We start from the raw sequence: 20,857 nt of genomic DNA, 5'->3' as shown, positions 1-20,857 counted from the left end.
AGCCGGGCGCCGATGGCGCGGGCCAGCCGCGCGGCCACGTGCAGGCCGATCTCCTGCGGGGCGACCGGGCCACCGGGCGTCGCCGAGCCCAGCGCGCGGTCCAACTCCTCGACCGGGGTGCGGTGGCGCGGGGACTGGGTGCCCTGAAGCTCGACGACGATCCCGCCGTCGGGGCCCCAGCGGGTCAGCAGCTCGATACGCTCCCCGGCCGGGGTGGCGCTCGCGGCGTGGGCGAGCAGCTCGGCCAGGATCTGGCCCAGGACGGGCTCGGCGGTGGCGTCGACCGAGACGCTCGGGGTCGGCGGGACGATCGTGCGCGAGGCCGCCTCACTCGCGGAGACGACGGTGTTGAGCGCCTGACCGAGCGGGGTCGACGGGGCCGCGAGCCGGGGCCCGCGGGGGGCGCCGGCGAGAACGAGGATGTGGTCGCCGTCGCGGGCCCCCCGACGGGCGGCCGCGGCCAGCTCGGCGAGGTCTGCCAGCGCACCCGGGCGCAGCTCACCGGCACGCAGCCGTTCGGTCAGCAGCTGCTGGCGCTCCGAACGGGCCCGCAACCGGTGCGCGATCGCGGCCAGCACCGCGTCCCCGGCCGAGGCACCCGCCGGGCCGGACGGGTGGGGCGGCGGGTCGTCTCGCGCCACGCGATCGTCCTCCGAACCGTTCGGACGGCGCCCGGGATCGGACGCCACGTCAGTACCCGCTCGGGTAGCGGGCGGGACGGTTGCGAAGCCTACTCGTCGGTCCGCCCAGCGCTCGCTCTGATGCGGTGGGCGGTGGATCGTGGACGGGCGGGCGGCGCGACCCCCGCAGGCGGGTCACCGGGGGCACCCGGACGGGCACGACGGGCGGCCGGGCGGCCGCGCCGGAGGGGTCCTCACTCGAACCGCGACGGGTCCCCCGCGCCGTGCCGCACGATCTCCGGCTCGTCGCCGGACAGGTCGACGACCGTGGTCGGCTCGGTGCCGCAGTCCCCGGAGTCGATGACCGCGTCGACCTGGTTCTCCAGCTCCTCCTTGATCTCCCAGCCCTGCGTCATCGGCTCGTCGTGGCCGGGCAGCAGCAGCGTCGAGGACAGCAGCGGCTCCCCCAGCTCGGCGAGCAGCGCCTGGGTGGTGGCGTGGTCGGGGATGCGCACGCCGACGGTCTTCTTCTTCGGGTGCAGCAGCTGCTTGGGCACCTCCTTGGTGGCCGGGAGGATGAAGGTGTAGCTGCCCGGGGTGGACGCCTTCACCGCGCGGAACACGGAGTTGGAGATCTGGACGAACTGCCCGAGCTGCGCGAACTCCGCGCACACGAGGGTGAAGTGGTGCCGTTCGTCGAGCTTGCGGATCTGCCGGATCCGCTCCAGGCCGTCACGGTTGCCCAGCGAGCAGCCCAGCGCGAAGCACGAGTCGGTCGGGTAGGCGATCAGGCCGCCGGACCGCACGAGGTCCACGACCTGTCCGATGCTGCGCGGCTGCGGGTTCTGCGGGTGCACGTCGAAGTACCGGGCCATCGCGGCAACGTACCGGCTCGGCGGCCCACCCGGGGAGTTCGACGACCGGGTGGTCTCGGTGCGGCGGGAAACCGTTGCCCGCGACGCGCGGAGGGGGCCAGGATGCGATCCATGCACGTCGTGGAATACCGGCCGGAACGGCACGAGTTCGCCTGGACCTTCGGTGGCGTGCCCCCGGTGCGCCGGGTCGCGCCCGGGACCTGCCTGCGGCTGTGGACCGAGGACGCGTTCTCCGGGCGGCTCACGTCCACCTCGGACCGTCCGAGCGCGGTGCTCGACATGAGCGAGGTGAACCCGCAGACCGGGCCGTTCCACGTGGAGGGCGCCGAGCCGGGCGACACCCTGGCCGTCCACCTCGTGGAGCTGACCCCGGCCCGGGACTGGGGTGCCTCCACCCTGATCCCACTGTTCGGGGCGCTGTCGACGACCGACCGCACCGCGCTGCTGCACGAGCCGCTCCCCGAGCGGACCTGGATCTACCAGCTCGACCGGGCCGCGGGGACGGTGCTGTTCGAGGCGACGAGCGCGGACCTGCGCCTGGAGCTGCCGTGCAACCCGATGCTCGGCACCGTCGGCGTCGCCCCGCCCGGGCGGGAGGTGCGCAGCTCGCTGGTGCCCGACGTGTTCGGCGGGAACATGGACACCCCGGAGATGCGCGCCGGGGCGACCTGTTACCTGCAGGTCAACGTGCCCGGTGCGCTGTTCTCGGTCGGCGACGGCCACTACCGCCAGGGCGAGGGCGAGAGCTGCGGCACGGCCGTCGAGGGCGCGATGGACGTCGTGCTGATCGTCGAGCTGATCAAGAACGCCCCGGTCCCGGCGTGGCCGCGGATCGAGACCGACACCCACTACGTCGTCGTCGGGTCCTCCCGTCCGCTGGAGGACGCGTGGCGGGCCAGCCAGGTCGGGATGATCGCCTGGCTGGGCGAGCTGTACGGGCTGGACCGGCTGGACGCCTACCAGCTGCTCACCCAGGCCGCGGAGTCGCCGCTGGCCAACGTCGTCGACACCAACTACAGCGCCGTCACCAAGATCGCGAAGGCGCTGCTCCCGGCCGCCGCGGCCTACGGCGGCGTCCACCGTCACCTGCGCGAGCAGGCCCGCTCCCTGTAAGAGAGGCCTTTCCATGGACATGTTGCTGAACGGTCGTGTCGTGCTCGTGACCGGAGGGTCGCGCGGGATCGGGCGTGCGGTCGTCGCCGGGCTGGCGGCGGAGGGCGCGCGGGTCGCGTTCTGCGCCCGCGACGCCGACGGGGTCGCCGCGGCCGAGCAGGAACTGCGCGCCGCGGGTGCCGGCGAGGTGGCCGGGACCGCGGTCGACGTCGCCGACGGCGAGGCCCTCGGCCGCTGGGTCGCCGACAGCGCCGAGCGGTTCGGGGCGGTGGACGCGGTCGTCGCGAACGTGAGCGCGCTGGCGATCGGCCCGGGCGAGCAGAACTGGCGCTCGAGCTTCGAGGTCGACCTGCTGCACACGGTGCGCCTGGTGGAGGCCGCGCTGCCGCACCTGGAGCGCAGCGACGCCGCCTCGGTCACCGCGGTGTCCAGCGTGTCCGGCCGCGAGATCGACTTCGCCGACGGCTCCTACGGCGTCATGAAGGCCGCGCTCGTGCACTACGTCTCCGGCCTGGCATTCGACCTGGCACCGAAGGGCATCCGGGCCAACGCCGTCTCCCCCGGCAACGTCTACTTCCCCGGCGGGGTGTGGGCGAACGTCGAGCAGCACGACCCCGCGCTGTACGCGCACGCCATGGGGCTCAACCCGACCGGCCGGATGGGTACCCCGGAGGAGACCGCCTACGCGGTGGTCTCGCTGGTCAGCCCGCGGGCGAGCCGGATCAGCGGCACCAACCTGGTCGTCGACGGGGCACTGACCCGCGGGGTGCAGCTCTGACCCCCTCACCCCAGCGCCTCGCGCACCACGCGCTCGGCGGGCGCGGTCCCGGCCACCAGGTCGGACGCCGGCTCGCTCGCGGGCTCCAGCCCTCGCGGACGAACTGCTCGATCATCGCGCCACAGGGCGCCCCGGTGGCGCGGTCGCGGGCGACCGGTTTCCCGTCGAACCGGACACTCCATCCCGAACCGGTCCCGGGTTAGGGTCGCCTCACCTGACCGAAGGAGATCGTCCGTGACGCCGCCCCGGGCCGCGGTGGCCCTCGCCGCCCTGCTCACCCTGTTCCTCGCCGCGTGCTCCGCGCCCGGCTCGGGCCCCACCGACGGCGGGGAGACCCGCACGGTCGCCACCGCACGCGGCGAGGTCACGGTCCCGGCCGCGCCGCGGCGGGTCGTCGTGCTGGAGCCGGTACAGCTCGACACCACCGTCGCCCTCGACGCCCCGCCGGTCGGGGCCGGGGTCCTGTCCGAGGGCACCGGGGTGCCCGCCTACCTCGGCGACGCCGGCGCGCAGGTGGCGGTCGTCGGGACCGTCGCCGAGCCCGACCTGGAACGGATCGCGGCCCAGCGACCCGACCTGATCCTGGGCACCGAGTCCCGGCACGCCGCGCTGTACGACCGGCTGACCGCGATCGCGCCGACGGCGTTCATGGCCTCGCAGGCCGACCCGTGGCAGGACAACGTCCGCTTCGTCGGCCGGGCGCTCGGCCGCGAGGCCGACACCGAGCAGCTGCTCATCCGCTACCGGGACCGCTGCGCCGAGGTGGCGCGCGCCCACGACACGGCCGGGCGGACCGCGCAGATGATCCGCCCCCGCGACGGTCTGCTCACCCTGTACGGGCCGACGTCGTTCGCGGGCAGCACCCTGGAGTGCGCCGGGTTCACCATCCCGCCCCGGGACTGGGAGAACTCGATCTCGGTGGACCTGTCCCCCGAGCTGGTCCAGCAGGCCCGCGCCGACGAGGTGTTCCTGACCGCGACCGACCCGGCGTCGCCGTCGGCGGTGCCGCCGGCCGTCCAGGCGGTGCGCGCGCAGGTCTTCCCGCGGCTGCACCCGGTCGACCAGTCGGTCTGGATCACCGGCGTCGGGCCGCTCGGCGGGCAGAGGGTGCTCGACGACATCGAGCGGACGCTGGACCGGTGAGCCCCCTGTCGGGGTCGCCGAACGTCCTGTTCGCCGCCCGGGTGCTCGCCGTCGGCGTGCCCTCCCCCGGGTTCCGGCGGATCGTGCTGGGCGGTCCGGAGCTGTCGCGGTTCGCCCCGCACGGCCGGGACCAGCGGGTCAAGCTGCTGGTCCCGCCGGACGACGGCTACCCCGCCTCGCTCACCTCCGGCCTGCCGGAACGCGAGTGGCGGGCCCGGCTGCGGCAGCTGCCCGCCGGGACGCGGCCGGTGCTGCGCAGCTACACCCCGGCCGCGGTCCGGCCGGGGCGCGGTGAGGTCGACCTCGATGTGTTCCGCCACTCCCGGCCGGGCCCGGCAAGCGCCTGGGCCGCGGTCGCCCTCCCCGGCGACCCCGTCCTGCTCTCCGGGCCGGACGTGCGGCGCGGCAACCCCGGTCACGGCGTGCAGTGGGACCCGGGCCCCGCCACCGAGGTGCTGATCACCGGCGACGAGACCGCGCTGCCCGCCGTACGCGGCATCCTTGCCGTGCTCCCGCCGCACCACCGGGGCCGGGTGCTGGTCGAGGTCGGCGACCCGGCCGACGCCGTCGGGCTCACCGACGCCCATCCGGGGGTGACGGTGGAGGTCTGCCGGCGGCCCGGGCGCCCGCTGCTCGACGCCGTCGCCGACTGGGCCGACGCCCACGGTGCCGCGGCCGTCCGCCTCGGCGGGCACTTCTACGCCTGGAACGCCACCGAGAGCACGCGGGTGGCGCGGGTGCGGACCCTGCTGCACGAGGCGGGCGTCGCCCCGGACCGGGTCCACGCGCAGGGCTACTGGCACGACCGGCCCCGTCCCGCTGCCCGCTGATCACCCGGCCGTCATCCGGGCGTGGCCCCGCGGCCATGACCGGCGCGCAGCGTTGCCACCCGTGGACGAGACCCCGGTCGAGCCTCAGGCCGACGCCCCCGACACCCTGATCCCGCACCCCGCCGCGGCCGACCCCGGGCACTTCCGGGTCGACGACTCCGACGACGACGACGACCCGACCCTCGTCGGCCCCGAGGGCAGCCCGGTCGACACCTGGCGCCAGGGCTACCCCTACGACGACCGTCTGTCCCGCCTGGAGTACGAGCGCCAGAAGCGGCTGCTGCAGATCGAACTGCTGAAGCTGCAGAACTGGGTCAAGGACACCGGCAACCGGATCGTCGTGCTGTTCGAGGGCCGCGACGCCGCGGGCAAGGGCGGGACGATCAAGCGGTTCACCGAGCACCTCAACCCCCGCGGCTGCCGGGTGGTGGCGCTGGAGAAGCCGACCGAGCGCGAGGCCGGCCAGTGGTACTTCCAGCGCTATGTGCAGCATCTGCCCTCGGCCGGGGAGATCGTGCTGTTCGACCGGTCCTGGTACAACCGGGCCGGCGTCGAGCGGGTCATGGGCTTCACCGACCCCCGCTCCTACATGGAGTTCCTGCGGGCCACCCCGGAGCTGGAGCGGATGCTCGTCCGGTCCGGGGTCCACCTGGTGAAGCTGTGGTTCTCGGTGTCACGCGACGAGCAGCGCACCCGCTTCCTGATCCGTCAGGTCGACCCGGTGCGTCAGTGGAAGCTGTCCCCGATGGACCTCGCCTCACTGGACAAGTGGGAGGCCTACACCGAGGCCAAGGAGGCGATGTTCTTCTACACCGACACCAAGGACGCTCCCTGGACGGTGATCAAGAGCAACGACAAGAAGCGCGCACGGCTCGAGGCGATGCGCCACGTCCTGGGCCTGTTCGACTACCCCGGCAAGGACACCGGGGTGGCGTCCCCGCCGGACCGGTTGATCGTCGGACCCGCCGCGGAGATGTTCGAGCAGGACGAGGGCCCGAACCGCTTCCCGCCGTTGACCGACAAGCACCACTGATCCGCGGGGGCGGCGCTCAGGCGGGCTCGGCCACCAGCGTCATGGTCAGCGAGTGGCCGAGGCCCAGGCCGGGGCCCGCGGCCCGTTCGAGTCCGAGCAGGGCCCCGGCGAGCCGGTCGGCGTCGGCGTCGGCGAGCGGTCCCGCCCCCCGGTACGGCTCCAGGGCGGCGTTCCAGCGGCCGGCGAACCCGCGCAGCCAGGACAGCACCTCCTCCGGTGCGCCTCCGGTCGCGGGGCTGAACCGGAGGTCGTCGGGGTCGACCCGGGACGGGTCGCGGACCAGGTCGTTCACCAGGGTCCGGAAGCGCGGCACCGCCGGGTGGAAGGTGCCGGTGGCGGTGTGCCGTCCGACCAGGACCGACCGGTCGACAGCGGTGCGCGACACCAGCCGCACACCGCTGCCGGCCAGCGCGGCGTCGACGGTGGCGTCGAGTTCGGCGCGGCCGTAGAAGGTCATCGGCTCGGAGATGGGCCCGCCGCCGCCGGCGAAGAAGCTCATCGCGTAGTCCCAGCGCTCGGTGCCCCAGCGAGGCTGCCACTCCACCGAGTACCGGCCGAGGACGTCGACGACGACCGCGGCGCGCCGCCCCCGGGACGCGACGGCCGTCAGCACCGATCCCAGTGCGGCGACGAGCTCGTCGCGGGTGAGGTGGGAGTACGGCACCCCGCAGGACAGGTAGAGGTCGAATGCGCCGTCGGGCAGCGCGTCGCGCACGTCGCCGAGCACGAACGTCGCCGACGGCGAACCGACGGTGTCCCGCGCGGTGGCGACCATCTCTGGATCGACGTCGAGCCCGACGTAGCGCAGCCGGTCCTCCGCGACGATCGGCGCGGCGTCCGGTGCCGGGCGGGTGAGGAGGGCGAACCCGTCGGCGGTGCCGGACCCGACGTCGAGCACGGCGACCGGGGATCCGGGCCGCAGGTGCAGCGCGGCCAGCGCACCCGCGATGACCCGCCGGGTGACCGGCTCCTCGGAGCCGACCTTGACGGGGTCCCGTCGCGACGGGGACAGGTAATGGGCGCTCGCGCCGCGGTAGGACGGGGCCTGCTCGGAACGGCTCACCGTTCCTTCCTACACCGAGAAGATCAATTTCGGCTCACCGCGGGCGGCCGGGGTCGGGCCGGCCGCCCGCGGGAGGTCAGCGGGGACGGCTCAAGCCAGGTCGTCCAGCTCGCCGTTCCTGATCGAGGCCAGGAACGCAGCCATCTCGGTCGCCGGGAAGGCGAGCACGGTGCCGTGCGGGTCCCGCGAGTTGCGGACGGCCACGGTCCCCCCGGCCACGACGGCGAGCTCGACGCAGTTGCCCTGGTAGCCGCTGCGCACGCTCTTGCGCCACGCCAGCGAATCGATCGCCGCGGGGCCGCTCAGGTGCATCTGTTCCATGCGAATGCTCACCTCATCTGCACGTGCATTCTCCGTTGCGACGACGCTAGCAGGGGGCGAACGGTTCGGTCGTGCAAAACAGGACGGACGCGCCCGGCGGTCGCCCGGCCGCGCCCGAGTGCGCCGCACCGGCCGTGGGCGGTCGGCATCGGACGGTGTCCCCCCACTGCCGGGGACACCGGTGCCGTTCGTCGCCCGGGAGCGACGTCGGTGCAGGTCAGCGCTCGGCGCGCAGCTTGCTCAGGGCCTGTTTGGTCTGCTCCGGGCTGAGCGCGTCGACGGTGAGCCGGTCCATCGACCGGCCGTAGCGCTCGACGTCGGCCCGCTTGTCCAGATAGGAGGACCCGGTCATCTCCTCGAGGTAGACCAGGTCGGGCAGCTCGGGCTCGGCGAAGCGCAGCATGGTGAAGGCGTGCTCGGCCCCGTAGCCGGACAGGTCCCAGGGCAGCAGCTGGACGATGACGTTCGGCAGCGACGACAGCTCCACCAGGTGGTCGAGCTGGGCGCGGAAGACCGCCTCCCCGCCGACCGGGCGGTGCAGCACGGCCTCGTCGAGCACGGTCCAGAAGGTCGGGGCGTCCTTGCGGTGCAGCACGCGCTGGCGCCGCAGCCGCACCTCCAGGCGCTTCTCGACGTCGGCCCGCTCGGCGGGCGGCAGATCGGTGTGGCCGCCGCTGACGACCGCGCGGGCGTAGTCCTCGGTCTGCAGCAGGCCGGGGACGAACAGCAGCTCGTAGGACGAGATCCGCGACGCCGAGGCCTCCAGACCCACGAAGTCCTCGAACCAGCCGGGGACGACATCGTTGTACCGGGCCCACCAGCCGCTGGAGTTGCTCTCCTCGGCCATCGACAGGACCTGCTCGCGCTCGGGGCCCTCGGCGACGCCGTACATCGTCAGCAGGTCGGCCACGTCGCGCTGCTTGAACCCGACCTTGCCGGACTCCAGCCTGCTCATCTTCGAGTCCGAGCCGCGGATCGCGTACGCCGCATCGGCCCGGGAGATGCCCGCGCGCTCCCGCAGCCGGCGCAGGTGGGAACCGAGAACGATGCGCCGCGCGGTCGGGCCGCGGTCGGCACCGGGCGGGGTGGGGCTGTTCGGGCTGGGGACCACCGGGACGGGCTCCTGCGGGTTGCGGGGACTGCCGATCGGGTGACCCAGCCTACACAACGGTTCTGCAGGTCGTCCGCGGTCTCGATCACGGGGCACTTCCGGACGGTGACGGTGCGTGCCCGTCGGGCCGGTCCGCTACGGTGGCCGCACCGGTGATCGGCACCACGACGGGGCGCCGTCCGGGCACCGACCGACGACCCGGCGCGACGGCGCCGACGACGCAGTGAGGACTCCGCCGATGGCCCAGCCGACCGAGGGTCGCGCTCCCGCGTACATCGACACGACCAAGGCCAGCATCGCCCGGGTCTACGACTACGCGCTCGGCGGGAAGGACAACTACGACGTCGACCGGGAGACCATCGAACGGGTCCGGCAGGTGGCCCCCGAGGTCAACATGCTCGCGATCGACAACCGGGCGTTCCTGATCCGGGCGGCGCGCTTCGTCGCCACCCAGACCTCCATCACCCAGTACCTGGACTGCGGCTCCGGCCTGCCGACCGCGGAGAACACCCACCAGGTGGTGCAGCGGCTGCAGCCCGAGGCCCGGGTCGCCTACGTCGACAACGACCCGACCGTCATCGCGCACGGCCAGGCGCTGCTGGAGGACAACGAGTTCACCCGCTTCTCCGCCGCGGACATCCGCGAGCCGGAGACGGTGCTGGCCGACCCGACGGTCCAGGGCTTCCTCGACCTGGACCAGCCACTCGCGCTGTTCCAGATCGGCACCATCCACCACTTCGACGACGCCGTGGACCCACAGGCGATCATGGCGCGCTACATCGAGCGGCTCGCCCCCGGCAGCGTCGTCGCGATCGCGCACTTCTTCGACCCGGAGAACGCCGACAGCGAGCTGGCCCGGCGGATGGAGCAGGTCTTCGTCCACAGCCCGATGGGCAGCGGCCGGTTCCGCACGCACGCCGAGATCAGCGGCCTGTTCCCCGGGCTCGAGCTGGTCGACCCGGGCATCGTCCCCTGCTACCGGTGGTGGCCCGACGGCCCGCAGCTGCGCACCGAGGACCCGGTGCAGCGCTGCATCGTCGGCGGGGTCGGCATCAAGCGATGAGTTCGCGGGGCCGCCGCGGTCGGAACGGGTGAGACCCACCGACCCCGGGAGGCCCCCGTGCCCGTCCCCCTGGACCGCACCGCCGCGCTCCTGCACGACGCCGTCGACGCCGGGCGCGTCCCGGGGGTGGTCGCCGCCGTCGACGACCCCCGGCACGGCACCACGGTGCACGTCCTCGGCGACGACGGCGCCGGACACCCGCTGCGCCGCGACACGGTCGTGCGGATCGCCTCGATCACCAAGCCGGTCGTCGCGGTCGCGGCGCTCGCACTCGTCGAGGACGGGATGCTGGACCTCGACGGGCCGGTCGCGGCGTGGCTCCCGGAGCTGGCCGCGCCGCGGGTGCTGCGTCACGAGGCGGCCGAGCTCGACGACACCGTCCCCGCGCGCCGGCCGATCACCCTCCACGACCTGCTGACCTACCGCTGCGGGACCGGGATGCTCCCCCGGCCCGGCGCCGATCTGCCCGTGCAGCGCGCCACCGCCGGGCTCGGCAGCGACGGGCCGCCCGGCAGCTACCCGCTGCCCGACCCCGACACCTGGACCGCACGGCTCGCCGCGGTGCCGCTCGTCGCGCAGCCGGGATCGCGCTGGCTCTACCAGACCAGCGGCGACCTGCTCGGCGTCCTGCTCGCCCGCCGCTGCGGGACCGACCTGCAGACCGTGCTGGCCGAGCGCGTGTTCACCCCGCTCGGCATGCGCGACACCGGCTTCTCGGTACCCGTCGCCGACCGGGACCGGTTCGTCCCGCTGCTGACCGCCGCACCCGGCGGCGGCTTCACGGTGACCGACCCGGTCGACGGCGCGTGGGCGGCCCCGCCGGTGTTCCCGTCCGGGGGCGGCGGACTGGTCTCCACCCTGGACGACCTGCTCGCGTTCTCCCGGGCCCTGCGCGGGGGCGGCAGCCCGGTCCTGTCCCCCGGCGCCGTCGCCGAGCTGACCACCGACCGGCTGAGCGCTGCGCAGCGGGCCGGCGCCGCCCCGTTCCTCGACGACGGCTGCGGCTGGGGCCTGGGCCTGGCCGTCGAGGACGGCGGCCGCTACGGCTGGGACGGCGGCCTGGGCACCGGGTGGCGCTCCGACCCGTCGACCGGCGTGATCTCGCTGCTGCTGACCCAGGTGATGTGGGACGGGCCCGAGGGACCCGCGCTCGTGCACTCCTTCCGCGCCGCGGTGCACTCCTGCGTCGCCGAGGACCGTGCCTCGCCTCGGGGGCCGGCCGGCCCGTCCTCGGTTCGGAGGCCTGCCAGGTGTCCTGCGCCTCGGTCGAGCCGCTCGGCCGAGTAGCCGGAGGGCTCGTCCTCGGTGCAGCCGCTCGGCGCCGGCCCGAGCGGGTGGCGGGGGTGCCGCACCCCGGGCGGCCCCTCGTGTCGCTCGCCCGCCTGCTCGAACCCAGGACGCGCTCGGAGAACGCCACGCTCGTCGCCCATGTCGCGCACGACGAGCGCGACATGGGCGACGTGGGTGAAGGTGGGCGTGCCGCTCCCGGTCACTGGATCCACACCGTCTTGGCGTTCACGAACGACAGCGTGCCGAAGCTCGCGAGCTCGCGGCCGTAGCCCGAGTTCTTGGCGCCGCCGAAGGGGACCTCCGGCGTCGAAGCGGTGATCTTGTTGATGTTCATCATGCCGGTCTCGATTTCGTCGACCAGGCGTTCCGCCTCGCCCGCGTCCTGGGTCCAGGCGCTTCCGCCGAGGCCGAAGCTCGAGTCGTTGGCGATCGCGATCGCCTCGTCGAGGTCCGTCGCCCGGAAGAGCAGCGCCACCGGGCCGAAGAGCTCCTCGTAGTAGGCCGGCGCGTCCTTCGGGATGTCCGCGAGCACCGACGCCGGGTAGAAGTTGCCCTTACCGCCCAGCGGCGTGCCTCCGGTCAGGAGCGACGCACCCGCGGCCACCGAGTCCCGCACCTGCCGGTCGAGCTCCTCGAGGCCCTGCGGTCCCGACAGCGGCCCGAGATCGGTGTCCTCGTCCATCGGGTCGCCGACCGTGAGCGCTTCCATCTTCTCCACGAGGAGCCGCTGGAACTCGTCGGCGACCTGCTCGTGCACGATGATCCGCTTGGCGTTGATGCAGGACTGGCCGTTGTTCAGGGTACGCGACGCCACGGCCGCGTCGGCGGTGGCGTCCAGGTCGGCAGAGGGCATCACGACGAAGGCGTCGCTGCCCCCGAGCTCGAGCACGCTGGTCTTGACGTTGCGCCCGGCGCGGGCACCGACCGCACGCCCGGCGGGCTCGCTGCCGGTGAGGGTGACGGCACGCACCCGGTCGTCGTCGACCACGGCCTCGATCATTTCCGAACCGATGAGCAGCGTCTGGAACACATCGCGCGGGAAGCCTGCCCGCACCAGCACATCGGAGATGGCCAGCGCGACCTGCGGCACGTTCGAGGCGTGCTTGAGCAGGCCCACGTTGCCGGCCATCAGGGCCGGGCACAGGAAACGGAAGACCTGCCAGTAGGGGAAGTTCCACGGCATGATCGCCAGCACCGGACCCAACGGCTGGTACCGGGTGAAGACCCGGGCGTTCGACGGTGCGTCCGCGGGCTCCCACGGGTGGTCGGCGAGGTGTTCGGCGGAGTGGTCGGCGTACCAGCGGCACCCCAGCGCGCACTTGCCGACCTCCGCCTTCGCCGCCACGAAGGTCTTGCCCATCTCCAGGGTCGCGAGCCCGGCCAGACGGTCGGTCTCGGCGTCGAGGATGTCGGCGGCGGCGCGCATCCACCCGGCTCGCTGCTCGACCGTCGTGTCGCGGTAGCCCTGGAACGCGTCCCAGGACCGCTGGATCCTGTCCTCGAGCTCCTGCTGGGTGAGGGAGTCGAACTCCCGGACCGTCTCTCCGGTTGCGGGATTCGTCGTCGCGATGGCCATACCGCAGGCCTACCCTTCTCGCCGGACCGCACACGCCGGACCGTTCGAGCGTCGAGCTGTTCCGCGCACTCGGAGGCCGTCCCGGCGTCGCCTGCCGCGGGGTCGCCCCGTCAGCGGGAACATGGCGTCGCTCGGCGGCACCCCCATGTCCCCGGCCGGCTCCACCCGCCCGGAGGTTTCGGCCCCGACCGGCCGGGCACGCGCTCCACACGGGTGCACCCGGCCCGACGACGTAGATCTCGAAAACGTGCGGGTCGAGGACGGAGGGGCAGCCTGGCCGTCGCCGCACCGTTCCCACCACCCATCGAAGGAGGCGTCATGCCGGCCGAGACGACCGACGGGCCCGATCTGCACTCGATGACCGAGAAGCTGGCGACCGGCGCGAACTTCGCCTCGGTCGCCACGGTGCTGCCGAGCGGCCGTATCCAGAACCAGATGATCTGGGTACACGCGCAGGACGGCAAGATCGTCCTGAACACCGAGTCGCACCGCGTGAAGCACCACAACATCACCCGTGATCCGCGCGTCACGGTGCTGATCCGCGACGAGGCCGACCCCTACCGCTACGCGGAGGTCCGGGGGCGGGTCACCGACACGACGACCGGGCAGCAGGCCCGCGCCCACGTGGACCGGCTCGCGCAGAAGTACACCGGGCAGGACTACCCGCCTGAGGCGATCAAGTCCGAGCGGGTGATCTGGTGGATCACGCCGGAGCGCCAGACCGTGGTCGACCAGACCAACGGTGTCGCCGACTGACCTCCCGGCACGACGACGAGCCGTCCCGGACGGCGGTTCGGCGCGGACACCGTGGCCCGACTCCGGCGCCTGGTCCGCCCGCACCCGCCAGCCGCTCACCCTCGCACTTCGCCGCACCACCGCATCGGCTGCGGTCCGACCACCGCCGTTCGCGAACGGCACCCGAAACAAGCGAAGGAGTTTGCTCATGAAGGCACTCGTCTATCACGGTCCGCGCCAGGTCAGCGTCGACGAGGTCCCCGACGCCCGGATCGAGAAGCCCACCGACGTCCTGGTGAAGATCACATCGACCAACATCTGCGGGTCGGACCTGCACATGTACGAGGGCCGGACCGACTTCGACGAGGGCCGCATCTTCGGCCACGAGAACCTCGGTGAGGTCGTCGAGGTCGGCGGTGGCGTCGACAAGGTCCGGGTCGGGGACATGGTGTCCGTCCCGTTCAACGTCAGCTGTGGGCACTGCCGCAACTGCGAACACGGACTGACCAATTACTGTCTGGCCGCCAACGAACCCGGCATGGCCGGCGGCGCCTACGGGTTCGCCGACATGGGCGGCTGGGCCGGGGGGCAGGCCGAGTACCTGCGCATCCCGTGGGGCGACTTCCAGTGCCTGCGCCTGCCCGAGGACGCCAAGGAGAAGCAGAACGACTACACGATGCTCTCCGACATCCTGCCCACCGGCTGGCACGCGGTCGAGATGTCCGGTCTGGTTCCCGGCGAATCGATCGTGATCTACGGGGCCGGTCCGGTCGGTCTGATGGCCGCGCTGTCCGCGTCGGTGAAGGGTGCGGCGAAGGTGATGGTCGTCGACCGTCACCCCGACCGGCTCAAGCTGGCCGAGCAGATCGGGGCGATCCCGATCGACGACTCGAAGAGCTCGCCGGTCGACCAGGTCATGGAGCAGACAGGCGGCCGCGGTGCCGACCGTGGCGCCGAGTGCGTCGGCTACCAGGCCCACGACCCGCAGGGCAACGAGGACAACGCGCTGACCCTCAACAACCTGGTCGCCTCGGTGAAATTCACCGGCGGCCTCGGCACCGTCGGCGTGTTCGTCCCCCAGGACCCCGGCGCGCCGGATGAGCTGGCCCAGCAGGGCAAGGCCCGCTTCGACTTCGGCTCCTTCTGGTTCAAGGGCCAGCAGATGGGCTGCGGGCAGGCCCCGGTCAAGCGCTACAACCGCCACCTGCGCGACCTCATCGCCGAAGACAAGATCACACCGTCCTGGATCGTGTCCCACAACCTGACCCTCGACCAGGCGCCGGAGGCCTACCAGCACTTCGACGCCCGCGAGGACGGCTGGACCAAGGTCGTCCTCAACCCCACCCGGCCCAGCTGAACGCCCCGGGCGTCCGGGCGACCGAGCCCGCTGCCATCCGGCCCGTCATCGGCACGACGCGGCTCGACTTTTCGGCACGCGACGGGTCCGGGACGAGCGGCCGTTGATCCCGGGGCCGGTTCGGTACAGCTCGTCACACCCATTGCGGGACGGTCCCTGCAGGCGCATACTCACTTTAATTCAACAACAGTTGAAATGAGGTGGGTGCGATGTCGGAGCGCACGACGTGCTGCGTGGTCGGTGGTTGCCCGGCCGGGATGATGCTGGGGCTGCTGCTGGCCCGGGCCGGGGTCGAGGTGACCGTGCTGGAGAAGCACGGCGACTTCCTGCGGGACTTCCGCGGGGACACCGTGCACCCCACCACCCTGGACCTGCTCGACGACCTGGGGCTCGGCGAGCGGTTCGCCGCGCTGCCGCAGAGCCGGGTCGACGAGGTCGTGATCCCCGACGAGCGGGGCGGTGCGCAGCGGATCGGGAACATGTCCCTGCTGCGCCGGGTCGGGGTGCGTCATCCCTACGTCGCACTCGTCCCGCAGTGGGACCTGCTGAACCTGCTGGCCGAGGTCGCCGCCGACGAGCCGGCCTTCCACCTGCGGCTCGACACCCGGGCCACGTCGCTGGTCCGGGAGAACGGTCGGGTCGTCGGCGTCCGGTACGCGACGACGACCGCGCCCGGCGAGGAGACCACCGGCGAGATCCGGGCCGACCTCACCGTCGCCTGCGACGGCAGGCACTCGGTCCTGCGGGCCGGGTCCGGCCTGCCCGTGACCGAGTACGACGTCCCGTTCGACACCTGGTGGTTCCGGCTGCCGCGGCGCCCCGAGGAGCAGCGGGCCACCCTGCGCCCGCGGATCGGGAAGGGACGCTTCGCGGTGGTGATCCCGCGCGAGGGCTACTACCAGATCGGCTACCTCGCCCCCAAGGGCGCCGACGCGCGGCTGCGCACCGCGGGCGTCGAGGCGTTCCGGGCCGACATCGCCGACCTGATGCCGGAGTACGCCGACCGGGTCGACGAGATCGCGTCGATGGACGAGGTGAAGCATCTCGACGTGAAGCTCAACCGGCTGCGCCGCTGGCACGTCGACGGCCTGCTCTGCATCGGCGACGCCGCGCACGCGATGTCCCCCATCGGCGGCGTCGGGATCAACCTCGCGATCCAGGACGCGGTCGCCGCCGCGACCCTGCTCGCCGCCCCGCTGCAGCGGGGCACCCTCACCGAGCGGGACCTCGGCCGGGTCCGCAACCGCAGGCTGCTCCCGACGGTGCTGGTCCAGGGCCTGCAGCGGATCATGCACCGGAACATCGCCGGCCCGGCGCTGGCGGGACGGCTCGACGGTCCCCCCGCTCCGCTGCTGCGGCTGATGCGCGCGGTCCCGGCCGCCCAGATCGTGCCCGCCTACCTGGTGGGCGTGGGCTTCCGGCCGGAGCGGGCCCCGGACTTCGCCCGTCGCGAGCCCGCCCCGACCGGCTGAGCCGCGGCTAGGCTCGCCGGGTGCTGTCCCTGGACGCCCTCGACGTCGACCTGCTCGCCGCGCTGCGCGACCGGCCGCGGGCCGGGGTGCTGGAGCTCTCGCGCACCCTGCGGGTCGCCCGCGGGACGGTGCAGGCGCGACTGGACCAGCTGGAGCGTGCCGGGGTCGTCACCGGGTACGGCCCGGACGTCGACCTCCCGGCGGCCGGGTACGGCGTGCAGGCGTTCGTGACGCTGGAGATCGCGCAGGGCGAGCTGGGCGACGTCGCCGCCGAGCTCGCCGCGCTGCCGGCGGTCACCGAGGCGTACGCGACGACCGGCTCGTCGGACGTGATGTGCCGGCTGGCGGCGTCGTCGCACGAGGACCTGCAGGACACCCTGCTCGCGCTCGGCCGCTCACCGCTGGTGGCCCGCTCCACCAGCGTGGTGGTGCTGTCCACCCTGGTCGCGCCGCGCTGGCGGCCGCTGCTGGAGCGCGACCACCGCGAGGGCCCGAGCCGGGCGCCCGCCTACCGGGACTGACCGGACCCGCAGTTCGACGGCACCGGTCCGCGGCGGCCGGGTCAGCCGAGGTGGTGCGCCGCCCGGTGCGCGCCGAGCACGTCCAGGCCGAAGTCCGTCGACGGGTCGCGCCACACCGAGTGGGCGTGGTTGGCGTCGCGCTGGGTGTTGTCCCACTCGATGAGCAGGCGCGGGCCCTGCACCCGGTAGTAGTTCGGGGCGCCGTCCTCCAGCGGCCCCGCCCAGGCGAGGTGCACGGCGTCGAGCTCGGCGTCGTCGTCGTAGCGGGAGATCGGCTGCAGCGGCTCGGCGACCCGCTTCAGGTAGGTGCCCAGCAACGCGCGCAGCATCTCGCGACCCCCGGCGTCCAGGTCGGACGCCGGCACGCCGGCCGGGGTGCGCGACAGCGCGACGGTCTCCTTCTGCGCGTCGGTGAACGCGGCCCGCTCCTCGATGGCCTCGCTCATGTCGTCGAGCCGGCGCTGCTGCTCGGGGTCGGCGAAGGACTCGGTGCGCCAGATCCCGGCCAGCGGGATCCAGTTGTCGCCCTCCTGCGGCTCGGTGCGGTTCGCGGCGACGAGGTCCGGCGGGGCCTTGTCCAGCAGCACCGCACGCTCGCGCAGCTCGGCGGGCAGCGAGCGGACGAGGTCGCGGGCGAGGTCCTCGACCCGTCCGAGCGGGCGGAGCACGGCGTCGCCGAGCAGCTCGGAGGTCGCGGGGTCGGCGCCCAGGAAGCACGGGGTCGAGGCGACCACGACGCCGTCGACGACGAGGAGGTTGACCGACACGTGGTGCCCGCCGAAGCGCCAGCCCCAGGTGCCGGTGTCCCCCGGCTCGCCGAAGACGCGCAGGTGGTACATCTGCGGGTCCCGGCCACGGGTCCGGTCGAACAGGGTCACGAAGCCCTCGGTGTGGTCGAGGACGTTCTCCAGCCCCATCACGGTCGCGACGGTGACGTAGGCGGCCCGGGACAGCCCGGACGCGACCAGCTTCATCGCGGCGCGCTGCTGCGGCGGGAGCTGGTCGTGGAAGGTGAGCCCGCCGTGGTCGGTGGGGGTGTAGAACCAGCGGCGGCGCTCGGCGTCGGCGTCGCCGTCACCGGTCGGGGCGTGCCCGACGGCGACCTCCCGCTGCGCCGGGTCGAGGGTGTCCAGCCAGGCCGACGCGGCCCCGGCCATCGCGTCCGCCGTCGCCCGGGTGTCCGCCGCACCGATCATCCTGCCGACGGTAGCGACTGCGGGCAGACTCCGCGGGGCGGGATGCGCCATACTCGTTGTGCACAATAAATCGAGCCGGAGGCAACGATGCCCACTCCCACCGACGACAACCGCGACCTGCTCACCGTGATCGCCCGGATGCGGGCGAAGCCGGGCAAGGAGGAGGAGCTGAAGGCGGAGCTCGAGAAGCTGATCGAGCCGACGTCGAAGGAGGACGGCTACGTCAACTACGACCTCCACCAGGGCTGGGACGACCCCGCGGTGTTCTTCTTCTACGAGAACTGGGAGTCCGAGGCGAAGCTCGACGCGCACCTGCAGACCCCGCACCTGGTGCACTTCGTCGGGATCATGGGCGACCTGCTCGACGGCGAGCTCGTGATCCAGAAGCTGCGCCGCATCGCCTGAGCTCAGCCCTGCCGGTACCCGGCCGCCAGCTCCGCGAAGGCGGCCGGGTCCACCAGCGACGTCGTGTCGCCGGGCTCCCGCCCGGCGGTCACGTCGAGCAGCAGCCGTCGCATGATCTTGCCCGAGCGGGTCTTCGGCAGCTCCGCGACGAGCACGACCTCACGGGGCCGGGCGACCGGCCCCATCTCACGCGCCACGTGTGCCCGCAGCTGGTCGGCGAGGCCCTCGGTCGGGCCGTCGGTGACCGTCACGAACGCGACGACGGCCTGCCCGGTCGTCGCGTCCGGTGCCCCGACCACGCCCGCCTCGGCGACCCGCGGGTGCGACACCAGCGCCGACTCCAGCTCGATCGAGCCGAGCCGGTGTCCGGACACGTTCATGACGTCGTCGATCCGGCCCTGCAGCGTCACGTACCCGTGCTCGTCGACGACGGCGCCGTCGCCCGCCTTGTACCAGCCCTGCTCGGCGTAGTCGGCGAAGTACGACGCGCGGAACCGCTCCGGGTCGCCCCACACGGTCCGTGCCATCGACGGCCACGGCCGGTCGATCACCAGGATGCCGCCCTCGCCGGGGTCGCAGGTCCGCCCGTCGCGGTCGACCACCCGCACCGAGAGCCCCGGCAGCGGCCGGGTCGCCGAGCCCGGGACCAGCGACGTCACCCCGGGCAGCGGCGCGCAGATCGCCGCGCCGGTCTCGGACTGCCACCAGGTGTCGACGATCGGGCAGCGGCCGCCGCCGATCTCGGTGTGGAACCAGCGCCACGCCTCGGGGTTGATCGCCTCACCGACCGTGCCGAGCAGCCGCAGCGACGACAGGTCGTGTGCCGCGGGCACCTGCGGGCCCCACTTCATGTACGTCCGGACCAGGGTGGGCGCGGTGTAGTACACGGTGACGCCGTACCGCGCGATGATCTCGAAGTGCCGGCCGGGCTCGGGGGTGTCCGGGGTGCCCTCGTAGATCACCTGCGTGACGCCGTTGGACAGCGGGCCGTAGACCTCGTAGGTGTGTGCGGTGACCCAGGCGAGGTCGGCGGTGCACCAGTAGACGTCGTCGGGCTTGTGGTCGAAACAGGCCCACGCCGTCCACGACGCCTGGGTGAGGTAGCCGCCCATGGTGTGCAGCAGACCCTTGGGGGTCCCGGTGGTGCCGGAGGTGTAGACGAGCATGAGCGGACTCTCGGCGGGGTGCGCCTGCGCCTCGTGGACCTCGGGTGCGGTGTCGACGACGTCGTGCCACCACACGTCGCGGCCGGGGGTCCAGTCGACCTCCGAGCCGGTCCGCCGGATGACCAGCACGTGCTCCAGCGAGTCCACCCCGGACGCGGCCTCGTCGGCGTTGACCTTGACCGGGACGGCCTTCCCGCGCCGGTACTGGCCGTCGGTGGTGACGAGCAGCTTCGCCGACCCGTCGGTGAGCCGGAACCGCAGTGCCGAGGCGGAGAACCCGCCGAAGACCAGCGAGTGGACCGCCCCGATCCGGGCGCAGGCGAGCATCACGACGACGGTCTCGACCAGCACCGGCAGGTACACGACGACGACGTCGCCGCGCCCCACCCCGAGCGCGGTGAGCGCATGCGCGCAGCGGGCGACCTCGCGCTGCAGGTCGGCGTAGGTGACGGTGCGCCGGTCCCCCGGCTCGCCCTCCCAGTGCAGGGCGACCTTCTCCCCGGCACCGGCCTCGACGTGCCGGTCGACGCAGTTGCGCGCGACGTTCAGCGTGCCGTCGGCGAACCAGGTGACCTCGGGCCAGCGGCTGCCGTCGTAGCCCTGCGCGGGGGCGCGGTCCCACTCCAGGCGCCGGGCCTGCGCGCACCAGAACGCCTCCGGGTCGGCGGCGGCCTCGTCGTAGGCCGCAGCGGTGACGTTGGCGTGCGCGGCGAGCTCGGGCGGGGGCGGGTACATGCCCCGATCCTCGCCGCCGGATCCCCCGCGGCGCAGGTCGTCGTGAGGGGACTCACCGGTGGGCGAAGGCCCGGTGGTGGTCGTCGAGCAGGTCCACGCCGAAGTCGTTCTCCGGGTCGCGCCACACCGAGTGGGCGTGGTCCGCGCCGTCCTGGGTGTTGTCCCACTCCAGCAGCAGCCGCGGCCCCTGCAGCCGGTGGTAGTGCGGCTCCCCCGCCTCCAGCGACCCCGCCCAGGCCAGGTGCACCTCGTCGAGGGCGGCGTCGTCGTCGTACCGGGCGGCGGGTGAGACCCCGGCCGGTGCCCGGTCCAGGTAGGCCGAGAGCAGGCGGCGCAGCAGGTCGCGGCCACGGTCGTCCAGCGCGCTCGCCGGGACACCGCGCGGCGCGCCGGTGAGCGCGACGGCCTCGGTGCCCTCGACCGGGTCCACCGGCCCGGGCGGGCTCTCCCGCCG

21 protein-coding genes are annotated in these 20,857 nt (G+C 73.4%); 12 read left to right on the top strand and 9 right to left on the bottom strand.

The window, feature by feature from the left end; genetic code table 11:
- Positions 1-641, bottom strand: a 641-nt coding sequence (locus GTW08_RS11950) for a sensor histidine kinase (RefSeq protein WP_161151923.1), incomplete at its 3' end; no start/stop codon positions are given.
- 233 nt (positions 642-874) lie between these two features.
- Entirely contained in the window at positions 875-1,495 is a 621-nt protein-coding gene (locus tag GTW08_RS11945) for an L-threonylcarbamoyladenylate synthase (protein ID WP_073574495.1), read from the bottom strand.
- A gap of 111 nt (positions 1,496-1,606) precedes the next feature.
- Between GTW08_RS11945 and GTW08_RS11940 the strand changes: the two genes are divergently transcribed.
- From GTW08_RS11940 to ppk2, 5 genes are all read left to right on the top strand, one after another.
- Positions 1,607-2,608 carry an acetamidase/formamidase family protein gene (locus GTW08_RS11940; protein WP_073574494.1) on the top strand — a complete coding sequence of 334 codons (1,002 nt, stop codon included), beginning with the start codon at positions 1,607-1,609 and terminating at the stop codon, positions 2,606-2,608.
- A 13-nt stretch (positions 2,609-2,621) separates the two neighbouring features.
- Entirely contained in the window at positions 2,622-3,386 is a 765-nt protein-coding gene (locus GTW08_RS11935; protein WP_073574493.1) for an SDR family NAD(P)-dependent oxidoreductase, read from the top strand.
- A 234-nt stretch (positions 3,387-3,620) separates the two neighbouring features.
- Entirely contained in the window at positions 3,621-4,529 is a 909-nt protein-coding gene (locus GTW08_RS11930; protein ID WP_073574492.1) for an iron-siderophore ABC transporter substrate-binding protein, read from the top strand.
- Positions 4,526-5,359 carry a siderophore-interacting protein gene (locus GTW08_RS11925; RefSeq protein WP_073574491.1) on the top strand — a complete coding sequence of 278 codons (834 nt, stop codon included), beginning with the start codon at positions 4,526-4,528 and terminating at the stop codon, positions 5,357-5,359. The genes GTW08_RS11930 and GTW08_RS11925 overlap by 4 nt, the downstream gene beginning before the upstream one ends.
- 61 nt (positions 5,360-5,420) lie before the next feature.
- On the top strand, positions 5,421-6,392 hold the full coding sequence (ppk2, locus tag GTW08_RS11920) for a polyphosphate kinase 2 (RefSeq protein WP_139282713.1): 972 nt from the start codon (positions 5,421-5,423) through the stop codon (positions 6,390-6,392).
- Positions 6,393-6,408: 16 nt separating this feature from the next.
- On the opposite strand, the gene GTW08_RS11915 is transcribed toward ppk2, so the two are convergent.
- The 3 genes from GTW08_RS11915 to GTW08_RS11905 all read right to left on the bottom strand — a co-directional run bounded on the left by GTW08_RS11915 (position 6,409) and on the right by GTW08_RS11905 (position 8,887).
- Positions 6,409-7,455 (bottom strand): class I SAM-dependent methyltransferase, encoded by a 1,047-nt coding sequence (locus GTW08_RS11915; protein ID WP_073574490.1) that lies wholly within the window; start codon positions 7,453-7,455, stop codon positions 6,409-6,411.
- 90 nt (positions 7,456-7,545) lie between these two features.
- Entirely contained in the window at positions 7,546-7,776 is a 231-nt protein-coding gene (locus GTW08_RS11910) for a DUF397 domain-containing protein (RefSeq protein WP_073574489.1), read from the bottom strand.
- Positions 7,777-7,993: 217 nt separating this feature from the next.
- Positions 7,994-8,887, bottom strand: a complete 894-nt coding sequence (locus GTW08_RS11905; RefSeq protein ID WP_073574488.1) for a helix-turn-helix domain-containing protein — start codon at positions 8,885-8,887, stop codon at positions 7,994-7,996.
- Positions 8,888-9,125: 238 nt separating this feature from the next.
- Between GTW08_RS11905 and GTW08_RS11900 the strand changes: the two genes are divergently transcribed.
- The gene (locus tag GTW08_RS11900) at positions 9,126-9,950 is read left to right on the top strand and encodes an SAM-dependent methyltransferase (RefSeq protein ID WP_073575238.1); all 825 of its coding nucleotides are present in this window, start codon (positions 9,126-9,128) and stop codon (positions 9,948-9,950) included.
- Between the two features lie 57 nt (positions 9,951-10,007).
- A complete protein-coding gene (locus GTW08_RS11895) occupies positions 10,008-11,237 on the top strand; it encodes a serine hydrolase domain-containing protein (protein WP_073574487.1) in 1,230 nt (409 codons plus the stop codon).
- A 202-nt stretch (positions 11,238-11,439) separates the two neighbouring features.
- On the opposite strand, the gene GTW08_RS11890 is transcribed toward GTW08_RS11895, so the two are convergent.
- Positions 11,440-12,816 carry an NAD-dependent succinate-semialdehyde dehydrogenase gene (locus tag GTW08_RS11890; protein ID WP_073574486.1) on the bottom strand — a complete coding sequence of 459 codons (1,377 nt, stop codon included), beginning with the start codon at positions 12,814-12,816 and terminating at the stop codon, positions 11,440-11,442.
- Positions 12,817-13,134: 318 nt separating this feature from the next.
- Between GTW08_RS11890 and GTW08_RS11885 the strand changes: the two genes are divergently transcribed.
- The 4 genes from GTW08_RS11885 (at position 13,135) to GTW08_RS11870 (ending at position 16,901) form a co-directional block, all read left to right on the top strand.
- Positions 13,135-13,572: a PPOX class F420-dependent oxidoreductase gene (locus GTW08_RS11885; RefSeq protein ID WP_073574485.1), complete on the top strand. Its 438-nt coding sequence runs from the start codon at positions 13,135-13,137 to the stop codon at positions 13,570-13,572.
- Positions 13,573-13,759: 187 nt separating this feature from the next.
- Positions 13,760-14,908: a glutathione-independent formaldehyde dehydrogenase gene (locus GTW08_RS11880; protein WP_073574484.1), complete on the top strand. Its 1,149-nt coding sequence runs from the start codon at positions 13,760-13,762 to the stop codon at positions 14,906-14,908.
- 209 nt (positions 14,909-15,117) lie between these two features.
- Complete coding sequence (locus GTW08_RS11875; protein ID WP_161151922.1) at positions 15,118-16,380, top strand: FAD-dependent oxidoreductase; 1,263 nt, start codon at positions 15,118-15,120, stop codon at positions 16,378-16,380.
- A gap of 20 nt (positions 16,381-16,400) precedes the next feature.
- The gene (locus tag GTW08_RS11870; protein WP_174565853.1) at positions 16,401-16,901 is read left to right on the top strand and encodes an Lrp/AsnC family transcriptional regulator; all 501 of its coding nucleotides are present in this window, start codon (positions 16,401-16,403) and stop codon (positions 16,899-16,901) included.
- Between the two features lie 41 nt (positions 16,902-16,942).
- Here the strand turns inward: GTW08_RS11870 and GTW08_RS11865 are convergent, their stop codons facing one another.
- Positions 16,943-18,097, bottom strand: coding sequence for a DUF3500 domain-containing protein (locus GTW08_RS11865; protein ID WP_073574482.1), 1,155 nt, complete (start codon positions 18,095-18,097; stop codon positions 16,943-16,945).
- An 87-nt stretch (positions 18,098-18,184) separates the two neighbouring features.
- Here GTW08_RS11865 and GTW08_RS11860 point away from each other — a divergent pair, with 87 nt between their 5' ends.
- Positions 18,185-18,502, top strand: a complete 318-nt coding sequence (locus tag GTW08_RS11860; RefSeq protein ID WP_073574481.1) for a putative quinol monooxygenase — start codon at positions 18,185-18,187, stop codon at positions 18,500-18,502.
- A 2-nt stretch (positions 18,503-18,504) separates the two neighbouring features.
- Here GTW08_RS11860 and acs read toward each other — a convergent pair whose 3' ends face one another.
- Positions 18,505-20,403, bottom strand: a complete 1,899-nt coding sequence (gene acs / locus GTW08_RS11855; RefSeq protein ID WP_073574480.1) for an acetate--CoA ligase — start codon at positions 20,401-20,403, stop codon at positions 18,505-18,507.
- A 52-nt stretch (positions 20,404-20,455) separates the two neighbouring features.
- Positions 20,456-20,857, bottom strand: a 402-nt coding sequence (locus tag GTW08_RS11850) for a DUF3500 domain-containing protein (RefSeq protein ID WP_161151921.1), incomplete at its 5' end; no start/stop codon positions are given.

The sequence above is a fragment of the Pseudonocardia sp. SID8383 genome (assembly GCF_009864975.1).
Taxonomy (GTDB): domain Bacteria; phylum Actinomycetota; class Actinomycetes; order Mycobacteriales; family Pseudonocardiaceae; genus Pseudonocardia; species Pseudonocardia alni.
The sequence above is the reverse complement of the archived record's forward strand: the minus strand, read 5'-3'. Positions and strand labels throughout refer to the sequence as shown.

Coding starts and splice junctions, on each gene's coding strand:
- GTW08_RS11900 (WP_073575238.1), top strand. CDS start 9,126: ATGGCCCAGCCGACCGAGGGTCGCGCTCCCGCGTACATCGACACGACC.
- GTW08_RS11880 (WP_073574484.1), top strand. CDS start 13,760: ATGAAGGCACTCGTCTATCACGGTCCGCGCCAGGTCAGCGTCGACGAG.
- GTW08_RS11890 (WP_073574486.1), bottom strand. CDS start 12,816: ATGGCCATCGCGACGACGAATCCCGCAACCGGAGAGACGGTCCGGGAG.
- GTW08_RS11860 (WP_073574481.1), top strand. CDS start 18,185: ATGCCCACTCCCACCGACGACAACCGCGACCTGCTCACCGTGATCGCC.
- GTW08_RS11865 (WP_073574482.1), bottom strand. CDS start 18,097: ATGATCGGTGCGGCGGACACCCGGGCGACGGCGGACGCGATGGCCGGG.
- GTW08_RS11945 (WP_073574495.1), bottom strand. CDS start 1,495: ATGGCCCGGTACTTCGACGTGCACCCGCAGAACCCGCAGCCGCGCAGC.
- GTW08_RS11885 (WP_073574485.1), top strand. CDS start 13,135: ATGCCGGCCGAGACGACCGACGGGCCCGATCTGCACTCGATGACCGAG.
- GTW08_RS11910 (WP_073574489.1), bottom strand. CDS start 7,776: ATGGAACAGATGCACCTGAGCGGCCCCGCGGCGATCGATTCGCTGGCG.
- GTW08_RS11940 (WP_073574494.1), top strand. CDS start 1,607: ATGCACGTCGTGGAATACCGGCCGGAACGGCACGAGTTCGCCTGGACC.
- GTW08_RS11935 (WP_073574493.1), top strand. CDS start 2,622: ATGGACATGTTGCTGAACGGTCGTGTCGTGCTCGTGACCGGAGGGTCG.
- acs (WP_073574480.1), bottom strand. CDS start 20,403: ATGTACCCGCCCCCGCCCGAGCTCGCCGCGCACGCCAACGTCACCGCT.
- GTW08_RS11875 (WP_161151922.1), top strand. CDS start 15,118: ATGTCGGAGCGCACGACGTGCTGCGTGGTCGGTGGTTGCCCGGCCGGG.